Below are 23,813 nucleotides of genomic sequence, written 5' to 3' on the forward strand. Positions count from 1 at the left end.
GCCCGGCGGCTCCGCACCGCCCACCCGCGCGGGCACGTCCTAGCCGCGCAGCGGCAGGGCCGTGCCCGCGACCACCAGCAGGACGTGTTCGCACTCCGCGGCCACCGCCGCGTTCAGGCGCCCCAGCTCGTCGCGGAAGCGGCGCCCCGCGACCGTGGGCGGCACGACCCCCGAGCCCGTCTCGTTGCTCACCGCCACCACCGTGCGCCGCGTCGCCCGCACCGCCGCCACCAGCGCCGCGGTCTCCCCGGCCAGCGCCTCGTCCGCCGCACCCGCCGGCCGCGCCTCGTCCCAGCAGCCGGCCTCCTCCATGGCATGGGCCAGCCACAGCGTCAGGCAGTCGATCAGCAGCGGCGGCCCGTCGCCGGCCAGCAGCGGCACCAGGTCGCGGGTCTCCGCCGTGGTCCAGCCGGGCGGCCGGCGTTCCCGGTGGGCGGCGACGCGGGCCGCCCACTCCGGGTCGTCGGGGAGCCGCCCGCCGGTGGCGGCGTACACCACGTCGGGAAACGCCGCCAGCCGCCGCTCCGCCTCGGCCGACTTGCCCGAGCGCGCACCGCCCAGCACCAGCGTGCGGCGCGGCGGATCGGGCACGAGCTGGTAGCCGCCCACCGACAGCGTGGCGCCGTCCGGCTCGGCCCGCGCCCCCGCCGCCGCGAGGCGGCGGTGCACCTCGGCGCCCGGCGGCACCTCGTGGCCGAGGTGGACGGCGAGGACATCCGTGGTCACGCCCACCGCGCCCGCCGCCCGCAGCCGCGCCAGCGCGTCCGGCCGCCCGGTCACGTCGAGGAGCACCAGGTCGAAGGGCCGCTCCATCGCCCTGAGCCCGGCCGGCGCGCCCCCCGGCGGCAGGTACAGCAGCCGGTCGCCCTCCGGCCCGGTCACGGCGTATCCCGTGCCGGGCGCGTCCACCGCCACCGCCCGCACCCGGTGGCCGGTGAGCAACGCCAACTCCCGCCCGTCCGGCACCCGCACCGGCGCGGGCAGCCCGGGCGGCAGCTCCAGCACGGGGCCGGTGTGCGGGTGGGTGAGCAGCACCTGCCGTACGCCGTGGAGCGACCGGCCGGCGCGCGCGGCGGACAGCACGGCGCCCGGCGTCAGGTCGAGCAGCAGCACCCCGTCGAGCAGCACGGCGGTCGGGGTGCGGGCGTCCTCGCCCAGCGCCCGCGCGCAGGCGGCACAGGGGCAGCCGGGCCGGGGCAGCCCGTCGGGCGCGCCGGTGCCGAGGAGGGTGACGTCCACGCCCCGATCCTCTCGCCTCGCGCGGAACAGCGCGCGGTCGGCGGCGGGGCGGCCAAATGCGCTCCCGGTGATCTAGGCTGCGGACAAGTATGCCCAGTGGCAGCGGGAGGCGGATATGGCCTGGGAGTGGCGGTTCGAGAAGGCGGACGGCTCGACGACCGAGCCGTCGTCGGCCCCCGGCGACTTCGGCACCCAGGGCGACGCGGAGTCCTGGATCGGCGAGATCTGGCAGGAGCTGCTTCAGGAGGGCGTCGACCAGGTGACCCTGCTGGAGGACGGCGTCGAGGTGTACGGCCCGATGAGCCTGCACGCGGCCGAGGAGTGACGGCAGGGCCCCCGGGGCGCGCCCCGGGGGCGGGGCTCAGCGGCGCGGGGCGTTCGCCTCGCCGAGGGTGACGCGGGCGGTGCGGCGTTCGTCGTTGCGCAGGTACTCGACCTCGGTGCGCCCGCCGGGGCGGAGCGAGGCCAGCGCCTCGGCCAGGGACACGACGTCGGTCACCTCCTCGCCGCCGAGGCCGGTGATCACGTCCCCGGGGCGGAGCCCCGCGCGCTGGGCGGGGCCGCCGTCGTCGACCTCGGCGATGGCCGCGCCGGCGGGTTCGAAGCCGTCGCCGAGCACGGTGCGGACGGTGACCCCCAGCGCGGCGCGCCCCGACTCGGTCACCCGGCCGCGCTCGATCATCTGGTCGGCGAGGAAGGTCACGGTGGAGGCGGGGATGGCGAAGCCGATGCCGGGGGCCTGGCCGCCGCCCATCTGCGGGTTGCGCGCGGCCAGCGTGGGGATCCCGATGACCTGGCTGGAGAGGTTGACCAGCGCGCCGCCGCTGTTGCCCGGGTTGATGTCGGCCGAGGTCTGCACCATGTTGCCGAGCGTGGCCTCGCCCTCGCCCTCGCTGACGGAACGCCCCACCGCCGAGACGATGCCCTGCGTGACGCTGGAGTTCAGCCCCAGCGGGTTGCCCATGGCCAGCACGATCTGGCCGACCTCGACCGCGCGCGAGTCGCCGAAGGTGGCCGGGCGCAGCCGCCGGGGGAGGTCGGTGAGCCGGATGACGGCCAGGTCCTGCTGGGGGTAGGCGGCCACCAGCCGGGCCCGGATCGGGTCCTTGCGGGTGGCCAGCACGACCTCGAACTCCTTGGCGTCGCCGACGACGTGGGCGTTGGTGACGATGTGGCCCTCCTCGTCGTAGATCACGCCGGAGCCGAGGCCGCCGCCGGCGGAGATCTCCACGACGGACGGCAGCACGTCGGCCACCACCCGCTGGTAGCCGTCCTGGAGCTCACCCGAGACGGTCGGGGCGGGCGCGGTCGCGGACCGCTCGGGCGCGGCGGAGCCGGAGGCGGGGCCCGTGCAGGCCGTCAGCAGAACCAGGAGGGCGGCGGCGCGGAGCGCGACGACGGGGCGGGCGGTGCGCGCGATCATGCCCGAATTGTCACGTTACGCCCGGCTGCGGGCGGTGAGCGCCGCCGCGCCACCCGCGATGAGCCCCCGCCCGGGCTAGGCCCGGGACTCCGGGACGGGCACGCGTTGCCGGCCGTGGCCTGCCGCCCGAGGGTGCGCCCGTCCTCGGCCCTCGGAGGCGGTGGACGGTGAAGGAGGCCCGCCGCGGGCGGATCATGCCGCCGGGGGCGGCAGCCGCCCGGGCGGCGGGGTTCCGGGGAGCGGCCACGCGCGATGGCGCGCGGGGCGCGTGGCCAGACCCGCCGCGGGCGATGGCGCGCTCAGCGAGGCGACTCGCCGCGCTTGATCTGGGGCCGGGGGAGACGCATCCGGCGCATCTGGAGCGTGCGCATCAGGGCGTAGGCGCTCGCGCCCTTCCGGCTCTCGTCGGGGAAGCGGGCCCGCAGCTCCCTCTTCAGCCGCCGCGTCATCAGCACCGAGTCGAAGACGATCAGCACGATCACGGCCAGCCACATCATCAGCGCGAAATTCCGCGCCGCGACCGACGGCAACATGCTCAGGACGAGGATGGCCACCGCGATCGGCAGGAAGAACTCCGCCACGTGCCACTTGGTGTCCACGAAGTCGCGGGTGAAACGCCGCACCGGGCCCCGGTCGCGGGCCGGGAGGTGACGCTCGTCGCCGGCGAGCAGCGCCTCGCGCTGCTTGCTCAGCGCGACCCGCCGGGCCTCGCGGGCCCGCTTGGCCGCCTCCTTGCGGTTGGCGGGCGGCTTCACCACGGCACGCCGCAGCGCCTCGGCCTCGCTGCGCTTGGGGGTGGGGCGGCCCTTGGGCGCCTGCGGGTCGCGCGCCTGCGGCTGGTCACCGACCTCCGTCGCGGCGGAGCGGTCTTCTTTGGCGTCTTCTTTGGAACGGCTTCGGAACACGTTTACCAGCCTACGGGCTCCACGCCGCTCCCTCCCCGGCCCATGCGAAAACGATCGTGCAACGTGACCGACCCCTACATCCCGGCGCGGAACCCCTCCACCCTGGGCTGGAGGCATCGGGGGCACGATCGTTCTGCAGGAGGAGCGCATTCGGCCTTGGGCAGTGCCCTAATGGTTACAGGCCCCTTAGGCTAGGGGAGCAGCAGGAAATAAGGCCGTAGAGGTTCAGTCCGTCATGAAGGGGGCGCGCGAGGCCCATGAGCGGCATCATGAAGCGGATGGGGATGATCTTCCGCGCGAAGGCCAACAAGGCCCTGGACCGGGCCGAGGACCCGCGCGAGACGCTGGACTACTCGTACCAGAAGCAGCTCGAGCTGTTGCAGAAGGTGCGGCGCGGAGTGGCCGACGTGGCCACCTCGCGGAAGCGGCTTGAGCTTCAGATGAACCAGCTCAACAGCCAGTCCTCCAAGCTGGAGGAGCAGGGCAAGAAGGCGCTCGCCCTGGGGCGGGAGGACCTGGCCCGCGAGGCGCTGACCCGGCGGGCGGCTCTCCAGCAGCAGATCGCGGACCTGGAGCAGCAGCACGAGACGCTCCAGGCCGAGGAGAACAAGCTCACCCTGGCGTCCCAGCGGCTCCAGGCCAAGGTGGACGCCTTCCGCACGAAGAAGGAGACCATCAAGGCCACCTACACGGCCGCCCAGGCGCAGACCCGCATCGGGGAGGCGTTCTCCGGGATCTCCGAGGAGATGGGCGACGTCGGGATGGCCATCCAGCGGGCCGAGGACAAGACGGCGCAGCTCCAGGCGCGCTCCGGCGCCATCGACGAGCTGCTGGCCTCCGGCGCCCTGGACGACCCCACGGGCACCTCCAAGGACGACCTGACCGCCGAGCTCGACCGGATCTCCGGCAACGCCGACGTCGAGATCGAGCTCGCGCGCATGAAGGCCGAGCTGTCGGGCGGCTCCGCCGCCGAGCGGCAGGCCATCGAGGGCGGCACCGGCTCGCGCGGCGCTGCGCGCGAGGAGGGCCAGCAGCAGGACTCGCCCAAGTTCGACAAGCAGTGACGGGCGGGCCGTGGTAGTCAGACAGGTGTAAGGCACAAGGCAAAGTGGTGTAGACAGCCACTGACCGGACGAGGGCACCGCCCCGGTCAGGCACCGACCCCGAGGAGAGCGTCGTGATCGTACGGATCATGGGTGAGGGGCAGGTGAAGCTGGACGACAGCCACTTCCCCGTGCTGGACAAGCTCGACGACGAGCTGATGGCGGAGGTTGAGTCCGGTGACGAGGAGGGGTTCCGCCGCACCCTGGGCGCGCTGCTGGAGGCCGTGAGGTCGGCGGGCGCCCCGCTGCCCGACGACTCGCTTGAGCCCTCCGAGCTGATCCTGCCCTCTCCGGACGCCTCCCTGGAGGAGGTTCGCGCGATGCTGACCGAGGACGGTCTCATCCCCGGGACGTCCGACGCGCCGTGAATTCCGAGCATGGCGCCCCCGCCAGGCAGTGGCTGCGGGCGCATCCGCTGGCACTCGACGCGCTGATCGCGGTCGCGTCGTACGCGGTCTACCTGTGCGCGGCGGTCACCATCGCGCAGTCCCCGATGGAGGGCTCCGGCTTCGCCAAGCGTGACCTGCCCGCCCACAGCCTCGTGCTGGGCGCGCTGGCCTGCGCCGCGCTGGTGCTGCGCCGGAAGGCGCCGATGACCGTGCTGGTCAGCGTGCTGACGCTGAGCATGGCCGAGTTGCTGCTGGGCACCTCCAGCCATCAGCCGGTCGAGCGGCACTCCTCGATCCTGATGACCGTGGCGGTCGCGCTGTTCACCGTCGCCAGCCGCAGTGACCGGCCCACCACCGTGCGGGTGTGGGCGTTCACCGTGGCGGTGGCCACGCCCGGGACGATGCTGCTGGGCCAGCAGCCCTGGTACGCCCAGGAGAACCTCGGCGCCTTCGCCTGGATGACGCTCGCGGCGGTCACCGGGGAGGCGGTACGCAGCCGCCGCGCCGTGATCAACGCCATCCGCGAGCGGGCCGAGAGGGCCGAGCGCACCCGGGAGGAGGAGGCCCGCCGCCGCGTCACCGAGGAGCGGATGCGCATCGCCCGCGAGCTGCACGACGTCGTCGCCCACCACATCGCGCTGGTCAACGTCCAGGCGGGGGTGGCGTCCCACGTCATGGACACCCGGCCGGACCAGGCCAAGGAGGCGCTGGCGCACATCCGGCAGGAGAGCAGGCGGGCGCTGGCCGAGCTGCAGACGACCGTGGGCCTGCTGCGCCACCAGGACGAGCCGATCGCGCCCACCGAGCCCGCTCGGGGCCTGGCGGTGCTGGACGACCTGATCGACGGCTTCGTGCGGACGGGAATGTCGGTGACCCTGGACGAGCGCGTGGACGACGCCGGCCCGCTGCCCTCGGCGGTCGACCTGGCGGCGTACCGGGTCGTGCAGGAGGCGCTGACCAACGTGCACAAGCACGCCGGGGCCGACGCCACGGCGCTGGTGCGCATCGTCCGCTCGGGCGGCACGGCCGACGAGGCGCTGGACATCATCGTCCTCGACGACGGCGGCGCGCGGCGTGAGCGGGAGAAGGAACAGGTGAAGGAGCAGGAGAAGGCGCAGGAGAAGGCACAGCAAGAGGAGGGCGGCGGAGCGGTGAACGGCAGCGGCAGCGGCCACGGCCTGACGGGCATGCGGGAGCGCGCCACCGCGCTCAGCGGCAGCTGCGAGGCCGGGCCGCTGGAGGGCGGCGGGTTCCGGGTCCGCGTCCGGCTGCCGCTCAAGCCGCCCAGGCCGCCGGGGGCCGAGGAGGCCGCCGCTGTCCACGCCGGGCGGGAGCAGGCGGGGCGCTGCTCGTGATACGGGTCGTGCTCGCCGACGACCAGGCGCTGCTGCGCAGCGCGTTCCGGGTGCTGGTGGACTCCGAGCCGGACATGACCGTCAGCGGCGAGGCCGCCGACGGCGAGGAGGCGCTGCGCGTCATCCGGGAGCACGGCGCCGACGTGGTGCTGATGGACATCCGGATGCCCGGCACCGACGGGCTCGCCGCCACGCGCGCCATCGGCGCCGATCCGGACCTCGCCGGGGTGCGGGTGCTGATCCTGACCACCTTCGAGTCCGACGACTACGTGGTGGAGTCGCTGCGCGCCGGGGCCTCCGGGTTCCTCGGCAAGGGCGCCGAGCCAGGCGAGCTGCTGAACGCCATCCGGCTGGTCGCGGCGGGCGAGGCGCTGCTGTCGCCGTCCGCGACGCGCGGCCTGATCGCCCGCTTCCTCGCCCAGGGCGGCGCCGAGGGGCGCGAGGACGGCGCGGCGCGGGACGCCGCGCTGAGCGTGCTGACCGCGCGGGAGCGCGAGGTGCTGGCCGAGGTGGCCGGCGGGCTGTCCAACGACGAGATCGCCCAGCGCCTGACCGTCAGCCCGCTGACGGTCAAGACGCACGTGAACCGGCTGCTGGCCAAGCTCGACGCCCGCGACCGGGCCCAGCTCGTGGTGCTCGCGTACGAGACCGGCCTCGTACGCCCGCGCGGCGGGCACCTCCAGGCGTAACGCCCGCCCGCCACCGTTCAGCCGTTCAGCCGCTCACAGGAAGGCGAGCGAGGGCAGGTACGGGGCGGGCGGGCGCATGCCGCGCAGGCACACGTAGCCGTCGTGCTCCAGCTCAAGCCCCGCCTCGAAGCCGACGTCCACCGCCCACTGCTGCTCGGCCGTGAGGTGGCGCAGGGTCGCCGCGCCCCCGGCGGGCAGGCTGAGCAGCGCCGAGCTGAGCAGCCGGACCGCGATGCGGCGCGAGGTGGCCGCCAGCAGCTCGACGAGGCCGTCCTCGCCGACGTAGCAGTAGCCGCTTCCCGCCAGGTCGTCGGCGACCACCACCCGGCAGTGGCGCAGCAGCTCCTCGTGGTCGGGCCCGTGGGCGCCGCCGCGCAGCCGCCGGTCCACCGAGTCCATCAGCGGGCGGTGCCGGGGGCCGCCCTCGATCGCGGGCCCGTCGGGCACGGTGAGCCGGGAGCCGTCCACCGTGCCCGACATCCGCATCGAGGGGTGCAGGGCGAAGCCCGCGCCCCGGTAGACGCGGGCGGCGGCCGGGTGCCCGGTGGCGCAGATCATGCCGCGCAGCGTGCCGTGCCCGTACGCCAGCGCCCGGCGCATCAGCGCCGTGCCCACGCCGTTGCCCTGGGCGCCGGGGTCCACCGCGAGCAGCGACAGGCTCCACAGGCCCTCGCGTCGGGTGGCCAGCGCCGCACCGAGCGGGCGGCCCGCCTCGTCCTCCGCGAGCCAGCAGCCGTCCGGGTCGGTGGCGGCCATGTGGCGGACGCGGCGCCGGAAGCGGTCGACCCGTCTCCCGCTCCAATCGCCGAGGTCGAACGCGGCGGTCACCACGGCCTGCGTGGCCTCGGTGTCCGCGCGGGAGTCGCGCAGCTGGCGCAGCATCATGGTGTCCATCGTGACGCGGCGTCCCCCGAGGCGACAGGGCTCAGGCTCCGGAGGTCACGGCAGCGCCAGCATCCGTTCGAGGGCCAGGCGCGCCTCGCCCTCGGTCTGCCGGTCGACCGTGATGCGGTTGACGACGCGGCCCTCGGCCAGCGACTCCAGGGCCCAGACCAGGTGGGGCAGGTCGATGCGGTTCATGGTGGAGCAGAAGCAGACGGTGCGGTCGAGGAAGACGATCTCCTTGCCCTCGCCGGCGTAGCGGTTGGCCAGGCGGCGCACCAGGTTCAGCTCGGTGCCCACCGCCCACCGCGAGCCGGCGGGGGCGGCGTCGAGGGTGGCGATGATGTGCTCGGTGGAGCCGACGTGGTCGGCGGCGGCGACGACCTCGTGGCGGCACTCGGGGTGCACGAGCACGTTGACCCCGGGGATGCGCTCGCGCACCTCCCGCACCGAGTCGAGGGTGAAGCGGCCGTGGACCGAGCAGTGGCCGCGCCACAGGATCATCTTCGCCTCGCGGAGCTGGCGGGGGGTCAGGCCGCCGTTGGGCTTGTGCGGGTTGTAGACGACGCAGTCGTCCAGCGACAGGCCGAGCTCCCGCACGGCGGTGTTGCGGCCGAGGTGCTGGTCGGGCAGGAAGAGCACCTTCTCGTGCCCGGTGAACGCCCACTGAAGGGCCCGGCGGGCGTTGGAGGAGGTGCAGACGGTCCCGCCGTGGCGGCCGGTGAACGCCTTGATGTCCGCCGAGGAGTTCATGTACGTGACCGGCACGGTGACGTCGGCCACACCCGCCTCGGTCAGCACGTCCCAGGCTTCGGCGACCTGCTCGGCGGAGGCCATGTCGGCCATCGAGCAGCCGGCGGCGAGGTCCGGGAGGATCACCCGCTGGTCGTCGGAGGTGAGGATGTCGGCGGACTCGGCCATGAAGTGGACGCCGCAGAAGACGATGTACTCGGCCTGCGGGCGGGCTGCGGCGTCGCGGGCGAGCTTGAAGGAGTCGCCGGTCACGTCGGCGAAGGCGATGACCTCGTCGCGCTGGTAGTGGTGGCCGAGCACGAAGGCGCGGTCGCCGAGGCGGTCGCGGGCGGCGCGGGCGCGGGCCACCAGGTCCGGGTCCGAGGGCGCGGGCAGGTCGCCGGGACAGTCCACGCCCCGCTCGCTGTCCGGGTCGGCCCCGCGGCCGAGCAGGAGGAGGGCGAGGGGAGTGGGCTCCACGTCCAGCGGTTGGGCGGTGTTCACAGGCACGCACCCTTTCTTGTTGCTAGCCACGACTTTTCGTCGAACTGACGTAATGGATGATAACCCCCTTCACGTCAGCTTGACGATGCGGAATGCGTCACTGTGACGCATCCGTCGGGGATCCGCGGCCGTGTGCGAGCATGAAAGAACGACGCGACGCGCCTGATCCGGAATGAACCGGGGAGGCTCTCCGTTGCACCACCTGTCAGAGACGCACAGCTTTCCGTACTACCCGGGAGACAAGCAGATGTCCGTATCGGAACAGACCGCTGTGAGCGAGGGCATCATCCTTTCCGACGCGGCCGTGGCGAAGATCAAGAGCCTGCTTGAACAGGAGGGGCGCGACGATCTGGCGCTCCGCGTGGCGGTCCAGCCCGGCGGCTGTTCCGGTCTGCGCTACCAGCTCTTCTTCGACGAGCGCTCACTCGACGGCGACGTCGTGAAGGACTTCGACGGCGTGAAGGTCGTCACCGACCGCATGAGCGCCCCGTACCTGGGCGGCGCGGCCATCGACTTCGTCGACACCATCGAGAAGCAGGGCTTCACGATCGACAACCCGAACGCCAGCAACTCCTGCGCCTGCGGCGACTCCTTCAGCTGACGGGTCCGGCCGGCGGGCGCGTCCACGCGCACACGCGAGGGCGGGCGGCCAACGTCATGGCCGCCCGCCCCCGCGTTCGTGTCCGCCTACGCCGTCACCGCCGTCACCGCCGTCACCGCACCGGGATCTCCTGGCCGTTCCAGTCCACCACCGTCCGGTCCCCGACCGGCTCGGAGAGCGTGACCTCGGCGGTCCGCCTCTCGGCGGCCATGACGCACAGCCGCTCCGGGTCGGGGTTGCTCGGCTCGACGCGGACGGCGATCTCCTCGCCCGACTCCTCGGCCGTCGCCGTGTAGTCGTCGCACACCCCGCCCCAGAAGTGCAGGGTCAGCGTCCTGCCCGAGGCGTCGTGGGTCTCCACCGACATGCCGCGGTCCTCGACCCCCGAGCCGCCGCCCTGCCCGGGCTCCTCGGCCGGCTCGTCCCGCTGCACGGGGCCGGCCCCGTCCGCTCCCGTGCCGGGCTCGGCCGGCTCGACGGCGACATCGCCGTCGCTCCCGGCGCCCGACCCGGCACCCGGGTCCGAGCCCGCGTCGCCGCCGGACGGCGAGCCGATCTCGAAGGGCACCGCCGGGTAGCTGACCGGGAGGCCCAGCTCCTGCCGCTCCGTGGCGTGGAAGAGCCAGGACGGCACCAGCAGCGCCTCGTCCCCGGAGTAGTTCAGCGCCAGCCCGAACTCCGCCGTCACGTCCACCGGCTCCGGATTGGCCGCCTCGCCGCACGGCTCGGGCCGCGGGGCCTCGAGGTAGTCGCCGTCCTCCGGCGGGACCGGCGCGATCTCGGCGCCCTCGGCGGCGTCAGCGGCGTCACCCGCGCCGCACTGCGGCTCCGCCGGCAGCTCCGTGTTCGCGCCGCGCTTGTTGTAGGCGTCCAACGCCTCCATCGCGCCGATCGTCTCGCGCTCCTCCCCGGCCGTCACCTCGGGCACCCACGCCCCCCAGCCCGACACCAGCTCCCCGGCCGGGCCCACGGCGAGCCGGGTCTCCAGGCCCGCCACCGGCAGGCCGTCGACCTCCGGCGTGGCCCACACGATCCGCGTGTTCGACTCCGTCTCCGAGGCGTTCACGGGGGCGCCGGACAGGCCCAGCTCATCGAGCAGCGGCTCGACCGCCGCGATCGCCTCCGCCTCGGAGGGCGGCGGCGCGACGTCCACCGGGGCCGTGTCGTCCACCGGCTTCTGCGCCACGTCGCTGCCGACGGCGGCGTCCGGGTCCGCCGGCCCGGTCATCGTCGCCCCCTGGGCGTACGACCACATGCCCGGCGCGCCCCGCAGCGCCGACAGCGCCGGGCCGTCCGCGTCCGGGCTCGTGACGATCCACGCGCCGCCCCCGTCCTGCACCGTGCCGTCCACGCCGAGCACGGCCGCCAGGTCGGCGGCCTGCTCGCGGGTGGGCCCGCCGTCGAAGCGGTAGTCGGTCGCGGTCTCCGGCCCCTCGGGCAGCTCGCCGGAGGCGCGCAGCGTGCCCGCGTACGCGTTCAGCTCCACCGTGAAGCTCTCGGCGTCCGCCGCGGCGGCGTCCCGCTGCCCGTCCGCGTAGCCGTCCAGCACCAGCGGCGCCGCCGCGTCCCCCGACCCGCCGCCGTCGCCCCCGTCGTCCGAACCGCCCAGCGACTGCGCCCCATACACCCCGCCCGCGATCAGCGCCACGGCCGCCGCCACCGCCGTGACCGCCGGCCACCGGCGCCGCGCCGGGACCGCGGCCTCCGGATCCTCCTCCGCGCGCTCGGGCGGGTTGACGCTCTCGGGTGCCGTCTCCTCGTCGGCCACGGCCACACTCTCCTCGGGATCTCGGGTCGTCGGTCCTTACGCCCGTCTGACGGAGGGGCCCCGTCATCGGTTCCCCCTTGGATAGCCTGGAGCGTCCGCCGTGCCCTGCCAAGTGCCAAGGAGCAGACCTTCCGTGCGCATCGCCGTCTCCGGTTCCATCGCCCACGACCACCTGATGACGTTCCCCGGCCGCTTCACCGATCAGCTCGTCAGCGACCAGCTGCACACCATCTCGCTCTCCTTCCTGGTGGACGCCCTCGAGGTGCGACGCGGCGGCGTCGGCGCCAACATCTGCTACGGCATGGGGCAGCTCGGCGCCTCCCCGATCCTCGTCGGCGCGGCCGGCGCCGACTTCGACGAGTACCGCGCCTGGCTCGACCGGCACGGCGTGGACACCGCCTCCGTGCGCATCTCCGAGGTGCTGCACACCGCCCGCTTCGTCTGCACCACCGACGCCGACCACAACCAGATCGGCTCCTTCTACACCGGGGCGATGAGCGAGGCCCGCCTCATCGAGCTGCAGACCGTCGCCGAGCGCGTCGGCGGCCTGGACCTGGTGCACATCGGCGCGGACGACCCCGAGGCGATGATGCGGCACACCGAGGAGTGCCGCACCCGCGGCATCCCCTTCGCCGCCGACTTCTCCCAGCAACTCGCCCGGATGGGCGGCGAGGAGATCAGGACGCTGACCGACGGCGCGGCGTACCTCTTCCACAACGAGTACGAGAAGGCCCTGGTCGAGACCAAGACCGGCTGGTCCGCCGAGCAGGTACTCGAACGGGTCGGCACCCGCGTCACCACGCTCGGCGCGCGCGGCGTGCGGATCGAGCGCAGGGGCGAGCCCGTCATGGAGGTCGGCTGTCCCGAGGAGGAGCGGCTCGCCGACCCCACCGGCGTCGGCGACGCCTTCCGCGCGGGCTTCCTCTCCGGCCTGGCCTGGGGCTCCTCCCTGGAACGCTGCGCCCAGGTCGGGTGCATGGTCGCCACCCTCGTCATCGAGACCGTGGGCACGCAGGAGTACACGCTGCGGCGGGGGGCGTTCATGGACCGCTTCACCAAGGCGTACGGCACGGACGCGGCGGAGGAGGTGCGCCAGCACCTGCTCTCGGCCTGACGACGGTGCCCAACCCTGGGTGGGGCGCCGGGGTGTGGGCGGCCGGGGGGTCTGGGGGCGGAGCCCCCGGTCAGCGCACGCGCCGCACCCGATACGCCGTGCCGCCGCCTGCCTCGCCGGAGGCGCCCACGTACTCCTGGCCGCGCATCGCGCACCACGCCGGGATGTCGAGGCTCGCCGCCTCGTCGTCCGCGAGCACCGTCACCACGCCGCCGAGCCGCACCCGGCCGATCGCCTTGGCCAGCTCGATCACCGGCACCGGGCACAGCGTGCCCAGCGAGTCCACGGTGAGGTCCTGGTCCTGACGTTCCCCGTCCGCCGCGGGCCCCGGCGCCGCCAGCCGCTCCCGCACCGACGCCACCGCGCCGGGCAGGACCGCCAGGAAGCGCTCCACGTCCTCCTCCGCCGTCCCCGGCGGCAGCGAGACCCGGACGTTCCCCTCCGAGAGCACCCCCATCGCGCGCAGCACATGAGAAGGGGTCAGCGTGCTGGAGGTGCACGAGGAGCCGGAGGAGACCGCGAAGCCCTCCCGGTCCAGCGCGTGCAGCAGCGCCTCCCCGTCGGCGTACAGGCAGGAGAAGGTCACCACGTGCGGCAGCCGGTGCCGGGCGTCGCCCACCACCTCCACGTCGGGGACCAGCTCCGGCACCCGCGCGCGGATGACGTCCACCAGCCCCCGCAGCCGCTCGGCCTCGGCCGCCGCCTCCGCGCGCACCTCCCACAGCGCGGCGGCGGCGGCCACGACCGCCGGGATGTTCTCGAAGCCGGGCGCCCGCCCCGACTCCCGCTCGTCCGTGGGCGGGCGGGGCGCGAAGCGCGTCCCCTTGCGCACCACCAGCAGCCCGACCCCGGCCGGGCCGCCCCACTTGTGCGCGCTGCCCGCCAGCAGCGACCAGCCGCCCGCCACCGGCTCCCACGCCAGCGACTGCGCCGCGTCCACCAGCAGCGGAACGCCCGCCTCCCGGCACACCTCCGCGATCTCGCCGATCGGCTGCCGCGTGCCCACCTCGTGGTTGGCCGACTGCACGCACGCCAGCGCCGTGGGCCCGGGCGCCTCGCGCAGCGCCTCGGCCACCGCGTCCGGCGCCACCCGGCCGCCGGAGTCCACGCCGATCTCGGCGGCCGTGCCGCCCGCCTCGCGGTGCGCCTCGGCGGCGTGCAGCACCGCCGAGTGCTCGACGGCGGAGACCAGCAGGTGCCGCCCGGCCCTGGCCCGGCCCGCGAGCGCGCCCGCGATCCCGGCGTGCAGCGCCCGCGTGCCCGAGGAGGTGAACGTCAGCTCGTCCGGCCGGCAGCCCACCGCCTCCGCCGCGCTCTCGCGGGCCGCGTCCAGCAGCAGCCGCGCCCGCCGCCCCTCGCGGTGCGGGCGCGCGGGGTCGGCCCAGCCGTCCTCGTACGCCGCCAGCAGCGCCTGCCGGGCGACGGGGTGGAGGGGGAGGGAGGACGCGGCGTCGAAGTACGGCACGCTTCCCACGCTAACGCCACCGCCGGCGCCGCCAACGCCCGGCGACCGTCCCCGAACGACCCCGAACGCCCGTCAACGCCGCCCGCCCGCCGCCCGTCTCCGGCCGCTCCTGGACCGGTCCTGGGCCGCTCCTGAGCCGGTCAGGCGGGCCGCGCCGCGTTGGGGACCCTCCCCGCGTGGCGTCGTGGGGGGTCGAGTAGGGTTTGGTCCGCATAAAGCAACGACACCCCTGCTCGTGCCAGGGCCGGCCCCGCCGAGTGCGAAGGCAGCGGCGGCAGCGGCCGGCACGGGCGAGACTCTCGGGAAGGCGTTACGTGAGTCCCAACGGCTCCGACCGCTCATCGCGGCGCCCGGTGCGGCGGATCCTGCCGCACGCGCTGATCGCGGGTGTGGTCCTGGCAACCGCGACGGGTTGCACATCCGAGGACTTTCCCCGACTGGGTTTGCCCACCCCGGTGACCGAGGAGGGCCCCCGCATCCTGTCCCTGTGGCAGGGCTCGTGGGCCGCCGCGCTGGTCACCGGCGTGCTGGTGTGGGGCCTGATCGCGTGGAGCGTGTTCTTCCACCGCCGGTCCCGGACCAAGGTGGAGGTGCCGCCGCAGAACAGGTACAACCTGCCGATCGAGGCCCTGTACACCCTGGTGCCGCTGATCGTCGTCTCCGTCCTGTTCTACTTCACCGCCCGGGACCAGACCGAGCTGCTGGAGACCTCCGAGGAGCCCGACCACATCATCAACGTGGTCGGCTACCAGTGGAGCTGGGGCTTCAACTACCTGGAGCCGGTGGGAGCCTCGGACAGCAACGCGCACACCGCCGACGAGCTGGCGGCCATCCCCAACCGCATCATGGAGCGCGTCCCGGAGAACGCCGACGGGGTCTACGAGACCGGCACCCCCGCCGACCGGAACCCCGACACCGGCAACCCGGGCCCCACCCTGGTCCTTCCCAAGGGTGAGACGGTGCAGTTCGTCCTCACCTCACGCGACGTCATCCACTCCTTCTGGGTCCTGCCCTTCCTGATGAAGATGGACGTGATCCCCGGGCACACCAACACCTTCGAGGTGACCCCCAACCGGGAGGGCACCTTCATGGGCAAGTGCGCGGAGCTGTGCGGCGTCGACCACGCCCGCATGCTGTTCAACGTCAAGGTCGTCTCGCCCGAGGAGTACGACCAGTACCTCCAGGAGCTCGCGGACCAGGGCCAGACCGGCTTCATCCCGGCGGGCATCGAGCAGACGGACGCCGCCGTGAACGCAGAGACCAACGAGGGGCAGTCGTGACCATCCTCGATCCCAACCAGACCGTCGGCACGGCGGCCCCCGAGGCCCCGCCCGTCCGCCGGAGGTCACCCGGCAGCGTGATGGTCTCGTGGATGAGCACCACCGACCACAAGACCATCGGCTCGCTCTACCTGGTGACGTCGTTCTTCTTCTTCATCTTCGGCGGCATCATGGCGCTCATCATGCGCGCCGAGCTGGCCCGCCCCGGCAGCCAGCTGGTGTCGAACGAGCAGTACAACCAGCTGTTCACCATGCACGGCACGATCATGCTGCTGATGTTCGCGACCCCGCTCTTCGCCGGGTTCGCCAACTGGATCATGCCGCTGCAGATCGGCGCCCCCGACGTGGCGTTCCCGCGCCTGAACGCCTTCGCCTACTGGCTGTACCTCTTCGGCAGCCTGCTGGCCGTGGCCGGCTTCATCACCCCGCAGGGCGCCGCCAGCTTCGGCTGGTTCGCGTACGCGCCGCTGTCCGACGCCATCCACTCGCCGGGCATGGGCGCCGACATGTGGATCATGGGCCTGGCCTTCTCCGGCTTCGGCACCATCCTCGGCTCGGTCAACTTCATCACGACCGTCATCTGCATGCGCGCCCCCGGCATGACGATGTTCCGGATGCCGATCTTCACCTGGAACGTGCTGCTGACCGCCGTGCTGGTGCTGCTGGCGTTCCCGGTGCTGGCCGCCGCGCTCTTCGCCCTGGAGGCCGACCGGGCCTTCGGCGCCCAGATCTTCAACTCCGCCAACGGCGGCGCCATCCTCTGGCAGCACCTCTTCTGGTTCTTCGGCCACCCCGAGGTGTACATCATCGCCCTGCCGTTCTTCGGCATCGTCTCCGAGGTCATCCCGGTCTTCTCCCGGAAGCCGATCTTCGGCTACATCGGCCTCGTCGCGGCGACGATCATGATCGCCGGCCTGTCGGTGACCGTCTGGGCCCACCACATGTACGTCACGGGCGCGGTGCTGCTGCCGTTCTTCTCCTTCATGACCTTCCTGATCGCCGTGCCGACGGGCGTGAAGTTCTTCAACTGGATCGGCACCATGTGGAAGGGATCCCTCAGCTTCGAAACGCCGATGCTGTGGTCGATCGGCTTCCTCGTCACCTTCCTCTTCGGCGGCCTCACCGGCGTCATCCTCGCCTCGCCGCCGCTGGACTTCGCGATCTCCGACTCCTACTTCGTCGTCGCCCACTTCCACTACGTGGTCTTCGGCACCGTCGTCTTCGCGATGTTCGCCGGCTTCCACTTCTGGTGGCCCAAGTTCACCGGGAAGATGCTCGACGAGCGGCTCGGCAAGATCACCTTCTGGACGCTGTTCGTGGGCTTCCACGGCACCTTCCTCGTCCAGCACTGGCTCGGGGCCGAAGGCATGCCGCGCCGCTACGCCGACTACCTGGCCGCGGACGGCTTCACCGCCCTCAACACCATCTCGACCATCAGCTCCTTCCTGCTGGGCATGTCGATGCTGCCGTTCCTCTACAACGTCTGGAAGACCTGGAAGTACGGCGAGAAGGTGGACGTGGACGACCCCTGGGGCTACGGCCGCTCCCTGGAGTGGGCGACCTCCTGCCCGCCGCCGCGGCACAACTTCACCTCGCTGCCGCGCATCCGCTCGGAGTCGCCCGCCTTCGACGTGCACCATCCCGAGATCGCGGCGCTCGACCAGTTGGACATCCAGAACCGTGATGCCGTCATGGCGGGCAAGGGGGCCGACAAGTGAGGATCCAGGGGCATCTCTTCAGCTGGATCGCCGTCTTCATGCTGGGCTCGGCCGTCGTCTACGGCGTGTGGTCCAAGGAGCCGGTCGGCACCACGGCGCTCTTCCTCTCCTTCGGCCTGGCGGCCATGATCGGCTTCTACCTGGTCTTCACCGCGCGGCGGGTCGACACGGGTGCCCAGGACAACAAGGAGGCGGACGTCGCCGACGACGCCGGCGAGGTCGGGTTCTTCAGCCCTCACAGCTGGGCGCCGATCCTGCTGGCCGGCGGCGGCCTGTTCGCCTTCGCCAGCGTGGCCATCGGATGGTGGCTCCTGTACTTCTCCGCGCCTCTGATCGGCGTCGGCCTGTGGTTCTGGGTCTACGAGTACTACCGGGGCGAGAACCAGAACCAGTGATCCGTGATCGCGTGATCCCGTGACGTCCGGCTGACGTCCGGTCCCCGGAGGTGCTGCCTCCGGGGACCGACCCGTTTGCAGGCACCCAACGCGCTCTTTCGGGGCAATCTCCGTACTTTGTGGCTATGAGTCACGAAATACACCGGAAGGGCCTCCGGAACGGCCTGAGACGCGGCCCGCTGCGGATAGCGGCCTGCTGCGCCCTCGTGCTCGCCCCGCTGGTGGCCGGGCTCGCCGCCTGCGGTGGCGGCGGCCCCCAGCCGCTGGCGACCGCTCCGTACGACGCCACCGAGCAGCTCTCCTTCGGCACCGCCGACGACCCCGACGAGCCCCTGAAGATCACCACCACGGGCGACGGCGACCGCATCACCGACGTCGTCGCGACCGACTCCGCGGGGCGTCCCGTCCCCGGCGAGCTCACCGCCGACGGCCACGGCTGGCGCAGCACGACACCGCTGGCCGCCGAGGCCCGCTACACGGTCCGGGTGAGCACCGAGGACGACAGCGGCGCCCCCGGCCGCGGCGTTCACACCTTCCGCACCGGGTCCGCCGAGGGCAAGCGGCTGACCGTGAGCTTCGGCCCCGAGCCGGGCACCTACGGCGTCGGCCAGCCCGTCACCGGGGAGCTGTCCAAGCCGATCACCTCGGCGCGCGACCGGGCCCTCGTCGAGAGCTCCCTGGACGTGCGCTCCCGCCCGGCGGTCGAGGGCTCCTGGCACTGGGTCGACGACCGCACGCTGCACTACCGCCCCCGTGAGTACTGGCCCGCGGACGCGAGCATCACGGTCAGCTCCAACCTCGCCGGCCTCGCCCTCGGCGACGGCCTGCGCGGCGCCGACGGCAAGCCGCTGGAGCTGACCACCGGCGACCGCATCGAGGCCGTGGCCGACATCGGCTCGCACCACATGACCGTCTACCGCAACGGCGAGGAGCTGCGCACCCTCCCCATCACCACCGGCAAGGAGGGCTTCGCCACCCGCAACGGCAAGAAGGTCATCCTGGCCCGGGAGTCGTACGTGCGGATGACCGGCACCAGCATCGGCATCCCCGCCGGCAGCGCCGAGTCCTACGACCTGCCCGTCTACTGGGCGGCGCGGCTCACCTGGAGCGGCGAGTACGTGCACGGCGCGCCCTGGTCGGTCGGCTCGCAGGGCAGCGCCAACGTCAGCCACGGCTGCACCGGCATGAGCACGGAGAACGCCCGCTGGTTCTACGAGCTGGTCAAGCCCGGCGACATCGTCGAGCACGTCAACGGCTTCGGCGACGAGATGGCGCCGTTCGGCAACGGCTTCGGCGACTGGAACCTGAGCTGGGACGAGTGGCGCGCGGGGTCCGCGCTGTCCGCCTCGTCCGCCGCCGCGGACTCCGACCGGGAGGACACCACCCCCGTCGGCCGCCTGCGCCCCCGCATCTGAACCCGCGGGACAGGGAGGGCCCGGCCCTCCAGGGCCTACGCCACCGAGGGCAGTCGGCCGCGCAGCAGCCCCGCCAGGGCCTCGGCCAGGGCCGCCGGGTCGATCGGGTGCGGAATCGCCGCCTCCGCGCGGCTCCACGTGGCCAGCCACGCGTCCTGCGGGCGCCCGATCAGCACCAGCACCGGCGGGCAGTCGAAGATCTCGTCCTTTATCTGGCGGCACACCCCCATGCCGCCCGCCGGAACCGCCTCGCCGTCCAGCACGCAGGCGTCGATGCCGCCGGCCTCCAGCGCCTCCAGCACCGCCGGCAGCGTCGCGCACTCCACGTACTCGAGGGGCGGGACGTCCGCGGCCACGCGGCGCCCCGCCGCGAGCCGCACCTGTTCGCGGGTGTTGACGTCGTCGCTGTAGACCAGCACCGTCACGGTGCGCCGCATCGATACCTCCCAGGAGCCGGGGCGGACAGGGCGGATGCTACTCCTCGCACCGCGAACACACCGAACGGGACCCCCGGGGCAGGGCCCGGATCGGCGACCGACATAATGACGGCGTGGCGACAGCAACAGCAGTAGAAACCGGGCACGTACCCCCGTCGGTTCCCGCTGTGAACCGGCCGAACGTCACCAGCGTCGGAACGGTCATCTGGCTCAGTTCCGAGCTGATGTTCTTCGCGGCCCTCTTCGCGATGTACTTCACCCTCCGGTCGGTGATGGGAGCCGACTACTGGAAGGAGCACGCCGACGCACTGAACATTCCGTTCTCGGCGGGCAACACCACGATCCTGGTCCTCTCCTCCCTCACCTGCCAGCTCGGCGTCTTCGCCGCCGAGCGCGGCGACGTGAAGCGGCTGCGCGGCTGGTTCGTGATCACCTTCGTCATGGGGGCCATCTTCATCGGCGGCCAGGTCACGGAGTACGTGGAACTCGTCGCCCACGAGGGCATCTCGCTCTCCTCCGACCCCTACGGCTCGGCGTTCTACCTGACCACCGGCTTCCACGGCATGCACGTGCTCGGCGGGCTGATCGCCTTCCTGCTCGTGCTCGGCAGGACGTACGCCGCCCGCCGCTTCACCCACGAGCAGGCCACCACCGCCATCGTCGTGTCCTACTACTGGCACTTCGTCGATGTCGTCTGGATCGGCCTCTTCGCCACGATCTACCTGATCCAGTAGCGGTCCACCAGCCACAGCCGTTCCGAGCACACCACCCGCATCGACGCACGAGATCCGACACCGGGGTAATCCGTGAAAAAGCTCTCCGCACGACGACGCCATCCCCTGGCGGCGCTCGTCGTCCTCCTCCTCGCGCTGGGGGCCACGGGGTGGGCCTACGCCGCGCTCGCCCCTGCGGAAGAGGCGCAGGCCGACAACTCGGCTCAGTCCCTGGCCATCGAGGAGGGGAAGAAGCTCTACGACGTCGGCTGCGCGAGCTGCCACGGCTCCGGTGGCCAGGGCGGGAGCGACGGCCCCAGCCTGGTGGGCGTGGGTGCCGCCGCCGTGGACTTCCAGGTCGGCACCGGGCGGATGCCGCTGCAGCAGCCCGGGCCGCAGGCGGAGGAGAAGCCCAACGAGTACACGCAGGCGGAGATCGACCAGCTCGCGGCGTACGTCGCCTCCCTCGGCCCCGGCCCCGCGGTCCCCGAGGACTCGTCGTACGACCCGGCCGAGGGGGACGCGGCCCGCGGCGGCGAACTCTTCCGCACCAACTGCTCGCAATGCCACAATTTCACCGGCCAGGGCGGCGCTCTCACCGACGGCAAGGAAGCGCCGGACCTGCACAACACGAACCCGCGGTACATCTACGAGGCCATGACGACCGGCCCGGCGAACATGCCCTCCTTCCCTGACGCCACCCTCGGCGAGCAGGAGAAGCGGGACATCATCGCCTGGCTGAACACCGTCAACACCTCCGAATCGGCGAACCCGGGCGGCTTCTCGCTCGGCGGCTACGGCCCCGTCAGCGAGGGCCTGTTCGCCTGGACCTTCGGGATCGGCCTCTGCATCGCCTGCGCGGTGTGGATCGGCGCCAGGACGGCAAAGGCCAGGAAGTCATGAGTCAGAAGGAACACACAGCACATTCAGAGCATTCGGAGCACCGGGCGAACGGTGTGGCCAACGGTGCCGAGGTGACCGAGGCCGGGGCCCACTCCAACGGCGCGCTGGCCAGGCCGGACGAGCCCTTCGCCGACCCCGGGCTGCCGCCGCACGAGCCGCGCCGCCAGGACATCGACGAGCGGGCCGCCAAGCGCTCGGAGCGCACCGTGGCGCTCCTCTTCACGGTGTCCATGCTGGCCACGATCGGCTTCATCGTCGCCTACGCCACCATCCCCGTCGACGAGATCGTCTACATCTGGCCCTTCGGCCACGTCAGCGGACTGAACTTCGCCCTCGGCCTCACGCTGGGCCTGGCCCTGTTCTGCATCGGCGCGGGCGCCGTCCACTGGTCGCGCACCCTGATGACGGACGAGGAGATCCCGGAGGAGCGGCACACGATCGAGGCGTCCGAGGAGACCCGGGCGAACGTGATGGCGCAGTTCCGCAAGAGCGCCGAGGAGTCGCAGTTCGGGCGCCGCACCCTGGTACGCCGCACCATGTACGGCGCGCTCGGCGTGGTGCCGCTCACCGGCCTGGTGCTGCTGCGCGACCTCGGCCCGCTGCCCGGGGACAAGCTGCGGCACACCGCCTGGCGGCCGGGCGCGCGGATCATCAACGAGTCCACCATGCAGCCGCTGCGGCCCGAGGACATCATCGTCGGCTCGCTCACGCAGGCCATGCCCGAGGGCCTCGACCCGCACGACGAGGACTTCCCCGAGGAGATCGCCAAGGCGGCCGTCATGCTGGTGCGGCTGGAGCCCGAGGACATCAAGGACCAGCGGTCGGCCGAGTGGGGCCACGAGGGCATCCTCTGCTTCTCCAAGATCTGCACCCACATCGGCTGCCCGGCCACCCTGTACGAGCAGCAGACGCACCACGCGCTGTGCCCCTGCCACCAGTCGACGTTCGACCTCGCCGACGGTGCGCGGGTGCTCTTCGGCCCGGCAGGCCACCCCCTGCCGCAGCTGCGTATCACCGTGAACGACGAGGGGTACCTCGAAGCGCTGGGCGACTTCGACGTGCCCCCCGGCCCGAGCTTCTGGGAGCGCGGATGAGTACCGCAACGGAATCCCCGCGGAAGACCCGGGGCAAGGCACCGGCGGGCGAGCGCATCGCCGACTGGGCCGACGGCCGGCTCGGCGTGTACAGCATGGCCAAGCCCTACATGCGCAAGATCTTCCCCGACCACTGGTCCTTCCTCCTGGGCGAGATCGCGCTGTGGTCGTTCACGATCCTGATCCTGACCGGCGTCTACCTCACGCTCTTCTTCGTGCCGAGCATGGCCGAGATCGAGTACCACGGGCCGTACGAGCCGATGCAGGGCGTGATGATGTCCGAGGCGTACGCCTCCACGCTGGACATCAGCTTCGACGTGCGCGGCGGTCTGCTGATGCGGCAGATCCACCACTGGGCGGCGCTCATCTTCATCGTCGCCCTCTTCTTCCACATGATGCGGGTGTTCTTCACCGGCGCCTTCCGCAAGCCGCGTGAGTTCAACTGGCTCATCGGCTGGACGATGCTGATCGTGGCGATCTTCGAGGGGCTCACCGGCTACTCGCTCCCGGACGACCTGCTCTCCGGCATCGGCCTGCGGTTCATGGAGGGCGCGATCCTCTCCACGCCGGTGATCGGCAGCTACCTGGCCATGTTCCTCTACGGCGGGGAGTTCCCGGGGAACGACATCATCCCGAGGTTCTACATCGTCCATGTGCTGCTGTTCCCAGCCGTCCTGCTGGCACTGGTGACCGTCCACCTGATCCTGATCTTCTACCACAAGCACACCCAGTTCGCCGGGCCCGGCAGGACCAACACCAACGTGGTCGGCGCGCCCCTGCTGCCCGTCTACACGGCGAAGGCGGGCGGCTTCTTCTTCCTGGTCTTCGGCGTGATCACGCTGATCGCCGCCACCGTGACGATCAACCCGGTCTGGGTGCTGGGCCCCTACCGACCAGATCAGATCTCGACCAACGCCCAGCCCGACTGGTATCTCGGCTTCTCCGAGGGACTGGTACGCATGATGCCCGGCTGGGAATGGGTGATCCCCGGCGGATACACGCTGAACTTCGGCCTGATGATCCCGTTGTTCGTCTTCCCGGCGCTGCTGGTCGTGATAGGGCTCTATCCGTTCTTCGAGGGATGGGTCACGAAGGACAAGCGCGAGCACCACATCGCGCAGCGGCCACGGAACACGCCGACCCGCACGGCGTTCGGCATGGCGTGGCTCACGGCGTTCGGCGTCTGCATGATCGCCGGCGGCAACGACGTGTGGGCCGTCAACTTCAACCTCTCGATCAACGCCATCACCTGGTTCTGCCGGATCGGCTTCTTCGTGCTGCCGGTGATCGCGTTCGTCGTCACCCGGCGGATCTGCCTGGGCCTGCAGCGGCGCGACCGCGAGAAGGTGCTGCACGGGCGGGAGACCGGCATCATCAAGCGGCTGCCGCACGGCGAGTTCATCGAGGTCCACGAGCCGCTGTCGCAGGAGCAGCTGCACACCCTCACCGCGCACGACCAGTTCCGGCCCCTCGAGGTGGGACCGGAGACGGACGAGAACGGGGTGCAGCGCAGGATCGGCCCGATGGAGCGGGTGCGGGCGCGCGTCAGCCGGGGCTACTTCGGCGAGCACGCCCAGATTCCCAAGCCGACGGCCGAGGAGCATCGCGCGATCGCGAACGGCGACGGCCACCACTGAGCGCGGCCGCGCCGCGCGGCGGGCAACCGGCCCGGGGCCGGGGCGCGCCTCC

Annotated in this window: 23 protein-coding genes; 15 read left to right on the top strand and 8 right to left on the bottom strand. The window is 72.5% G+C overall.

Annotation, left to right across the window (positions count from 1 at the left end; genetic code table 11):
- Positions 1–39: 39 nt before the first annotated feature.
- The gene (locus ACTWQH_RS27585; protein ID WP_443289483.1) at positions 40–1,239 is read right to left on the bottom strand and encodes a bifunctional adenosylcobinamide kinase/adenosylcobinamide-phosphate guanylyltransferase; all 1,200 of its coding nucleotides are present in this window, start codon (positions 1,237–1,239) and stop codon (positions 40–42) included.
- Between the two features lie 115 nt (positions 1,240–1,354).
- On the opposite strand from ACTWQH_RS27585, the gene ACTWQH_RS27590 reads away from it, so the two are divergent.
- Complete coding sequence (locus ACTWQH_RS27590) at positions 1,355–1,564, top strand: hypothetical protein (RefSeq protein WP_443289484.1); 210 nt, start codon at positions 1,355–1,357, stop codon at positions 1,562–1,564.
- Positions 1,565–1,600: 36 nt separating this feature from the next.
- Here ACTWQH_RS27590 and ACTWQH_RS27595 read toward each other — a convergent pair whose 3' ends face one another.
- A complete protein-coding gene (locus ACTWQH_RS27595) occupies positions 1,601–2,662 on the bottom strand; it encodes a S1C family serine protease (RefSeq protein WP_443289485.1) in 1,062 nt (353 codons plus the stop codon).
- A 299-nt stretch (positions 2,663–2,961) separates the two neighbouring features.
- Positions 2,962–3,567 (bottom strand): DUF3043 domain-containing protein, encoded by a 606-nt coding sequence (locus ACTWQH_RS27600; RefSeq protein WP_443289486.1) that lies wholly within the window; start codon positions 3,565–3,567, stop codon positions 2,962–2,964.
- A 257-nt stretch (positions 3,568–3,824) separates the two neighbouring features.
- Here ACTWQH_RS27600 and ACTWQH_RS27605 point away from each other — a divergent pair, with 257 nt between their 5' ends.
- The 4 genes from ACTWQH_RS27605 to ACTWQH_RS27620 all read left to right on the top strand — a co-directional run bounded on the left by ACTWQH_RS27605 (position 3,825) and on the right by ACTWQH_RS27620 (position 7,103).
- The gene (locus ACTWQH_RS27605) at positions 3,825–4,631 is read left to right on the top strand and encodes a PspA/IM30 family protein (RefSeq protein WP_443289487.1); all 807 of its coding nucleotides are present in this window, start codon (positions 3,825–3,827) and stop codon (positions 4,629–4,631) included.
- A gap of 113 nt (positions 4,632–4,744) precedes the next feature.
- Complete coding sequence (gene pspAA / locus ACTWQH_RS27610; RefSeq protein WP_443289488.1) at positions 4,745–5,038, top strand: PspA-associated protein PspAA; 294 nt, start codon at positions 4,745–4,747, stop codon at positions 5,036–5,038.
- Positions 5,035–6,414, top strand: a complete 1,380-nt coding sequence (locus ACTWQH_RS27615) for a sensor histidine kinase (RefSeq protein WP_443289489.1) — start codon at positions 5,035–5,037, stop codon at positions 6,412–6,414. Before pspAA ends, ACTWQH_RS27615 begins: the two co-directional genes overlap by 4 nt.
- Entirely contained in the window at positions 6,405–7,103 is a 699-nt protein-coding gene (locus ACTWQH_RS27620) for a response regulator (RefSeq protein WP_443289506.1), read from the top strand. The genes ACTWQH_RS27615 and ACTWQH_RS27620 overlap by 10 nt, the downstream gene beginning before the upstream one ends.
- Before the next feature lie 33 nt (positions 7,104–7,136).
- On the opposite strand, the gene ACTWQH_RS27625 is transcribed toward ACTWQH_RS27620, so the two are convergent.
- Entirely contained in the window at positions 7,137–7,988 is an 852-nt protein-coding gene (locus ACTWQH_RS27625) for a GNAT family N-acetyltransferase (RefSeq protein ID WP_443289490.1), read from the bottom strand.
- Between the two features lie 54 nt (positions 7,989–8,042).
- The gene (nadA, locus tag ACTWQH_RS27630) at positions 8,043–9,221 is read right to left on the bottom strand and encodes a quinolinate synthase NadA (protein WP_443289491.1); all 1,179 of its coding nucleotides are present in this window, start codon (positions 9,219–9,221) and stop codon (positions 8,043–8,045) included.
- A gap of 247 nt (positions 9,222–9,468) precedes the next feature.
- Between nadA and ACTWQH_RS27635 the strand changes: the two genes are divergently transcribed.
- Positions 9,469–9,822 (top strand): HesB/IscA family protein, encoded by a 354-nt coding sequence (locus tag ACTWQH_RS27635; RefSeq protein WP_443289492.1) that lies wholly within the window; start codon positions 9,469–9,471, stop codon positions 9,820–9,822.
- A gap of 112 nt (positions 9,823–9,934) precedes the next feature.
- On the opposite strand, the gene ACTWQH_RS27640 is transcribed toward ACTWQH_RS27635, so the two are convergent.
- On the bottom strand, positions 9,935–11,590 hold the full coding sequence (locus tag ACTWQH_RS27640; RefSeq protein ID WP_443289493.1) for a hypothetical protein: 1,656 nt from the start codon (positions 11,588–11,590) through the stop codon (positions 9,935–9,937).
- A 133-nt stretch (positions 11,591–11,723) separates the two neighbouring features.
- On the opposite strand from ACTWQH_RS27640, the gene ACTWQH_RS27645 reads away from it, so the two are divergent.
- Positions 11,724–12,704, top strand: coding sequence for a carbohydrate kinase family protein (locus ACTWQH_RS27645; RefSeq protein ID WP_443289494.1), 981 nt, complete (start codon positions 11,724–11,726; stop codon positions 12,702–12,704).
- A gap of 70 nt (positions 12,705–12,774) precedes the next feature.
- Here the strand turns inward: ACTWQH_RS27645 and ACTWQH_RS27650 are convergent, their stop codons facing one another.
- Positions 12,775–14,169, bottom strand: a complete 1,395-nt coding sequence (locus ACTWQH_RS27650) for a cysteine desulfurase/sulfurtransferase TusA family protein (protein ID WP_443289495.1) — start codon at positions 14,167–14,169, stop codon at positions 12,775–12,777.
- Between the two features lie 314 nt (positions 14,170–14,483).
- Here ACTWQH_RS27650 and ctaC point away from each other — a divergent pair, with 314 nt between their 5' ends.
- The 4 genes from ctaC (at position 14,484) to ACTWQH_RS27670 (ending at position 18,977) form a co-directional block, all read left to right on the top strand.
- Entirely contained in the window at positions 14,484–15,449 is a 966-nt protein-coding gene (gene ctaC, locus ACTWQH_RS27655) for an aa3-type cytochrome oxidase subunit II (RefSeq protein WP_443289496.1), read from the top strand.
- Complete coding sequence (ctaD, locus tag ACTWQH_RS27660; protein WP_443289497.1) at positions 15,446–17,167, top strand: aa3-type cytochrome oxidase subunit I; 1,722 nt, start codon at positions 15,446–15,448, stop codon at positions 17,165–17,167. Before ctaC ends, ctaD begins: the two co-directional genes overlap by 4 nt.
- Positions 17,164–17,562, top strand: coding sequence for a cytochrome c oxidase subunit 4 (locus ACTWQH_RS27665; protein ID WP_443289498.1), 399 nt, complete (start codon positions 17,164–17,166; stop codon positions 17,560–17,562). Before ctaD ends, ACTWQH_RS27665 begins: the two co-directional genes overlap by 4 nt.
- Before the next feature lie 125 nt (positions 17,563–17,687).
- Positions 17,688–18,977, top strand: coding sequence for an Ig-like domain-containing protein (locus ACTWQH_RS27670; RefSeq protein ID WP_443289499.1), 1,290 nt, complete (start codon positions 17,688–17,690; stop codon positions 18,975–18,977).
- A 35-nt stretch (positions 18,978–19,012) separates the two neighbouring features.
- Here the strand turns inward: ACTWQH_RS27670 and ACTWQH_RS27675 are convergent, their stop codons facing one another.
- Positions 19,013–19,414 (bottom strand): hypothetical protein, encoded by a 402-nt coding sequence (locus ACTWQH_RS27675; RefSeq protein WP_443289500.1) that lies wholly within the window; start codon positions 19,412–19,414, stop codon positions 19,013–19,015.
- 113 nt (positions 19,415–19,527) lie between these two features.
- Between ACTWQH_RS27675 and ctaE the strand changes: the two genes are divergently transcribed.
- The 4 genes from ctaE to qcrB all read left to right on the top strand — a co-directional run bounded on the left by ctaE (position 19,528) and on the right by qcrB (position 23,761).
- A complete protein-coding gene (gene ctaE / locus ACTWQH_RS27680; protein WP_443289501.1) occupies positions 19,528–20,148 on the top strand; it encodes an aa3-type cytochrome oxidase subunit III in 621 nt (206 codons plus the stop codon).
- A 72-nt stretch (positions 20,149–20,220) separates the two neighbouring features.
- A complete protein-coding gene (gene qcrC, locus ACTWQH_RS27685) occupies positions 20,221–21,030 on the top strand; it encodes a cytochrome bc1 complex diheme cytochrome c subunit (protein ID WP_443289502.1) in 810 nt (269 codons plus the stop codon).
- Positions 21,031–21,101: 71 nt separating this feature from the next.
- Complete coding sequence (qcrA, locus tag ACTWQH_RS27690) at positions 21,102–22,124, top strand: cytochrome bc1 complex Rieske iron-sulfur subunit (protein ID WP_443289503.1); 1,023 nt, start codon at positions 21,102–21,104, stop codon at positions 22,122–22,124.
- Complete coding sequence (gene qcrB, locus ACTWQH_RS27695) at positions 22,121–23,761, top strand: cytochrome bc1 complex cytochrome b subunit (RefSeq protein WP_443289504.1); 1,641 nt, start codon at positions 22,121–22,123, stop codon at positions 23,759–23,761. The genes qcrA and qcrB overlap by 4 nt, the downstream gene beginning before the upstream one ends.
- Positions 23,762–23,813: the final 52 nt, after the last annotated feature.

The organism is Streptomyces sp. 6N223 (genome assembly GCF_052246635.1).
In the GTDB taxonomy this organism is placed as follows: domain Bacteria; phylum Actinomycetota; class Actinomycetes; order Streptomycetales; family Streptomycetaceae; genus Streptomyces.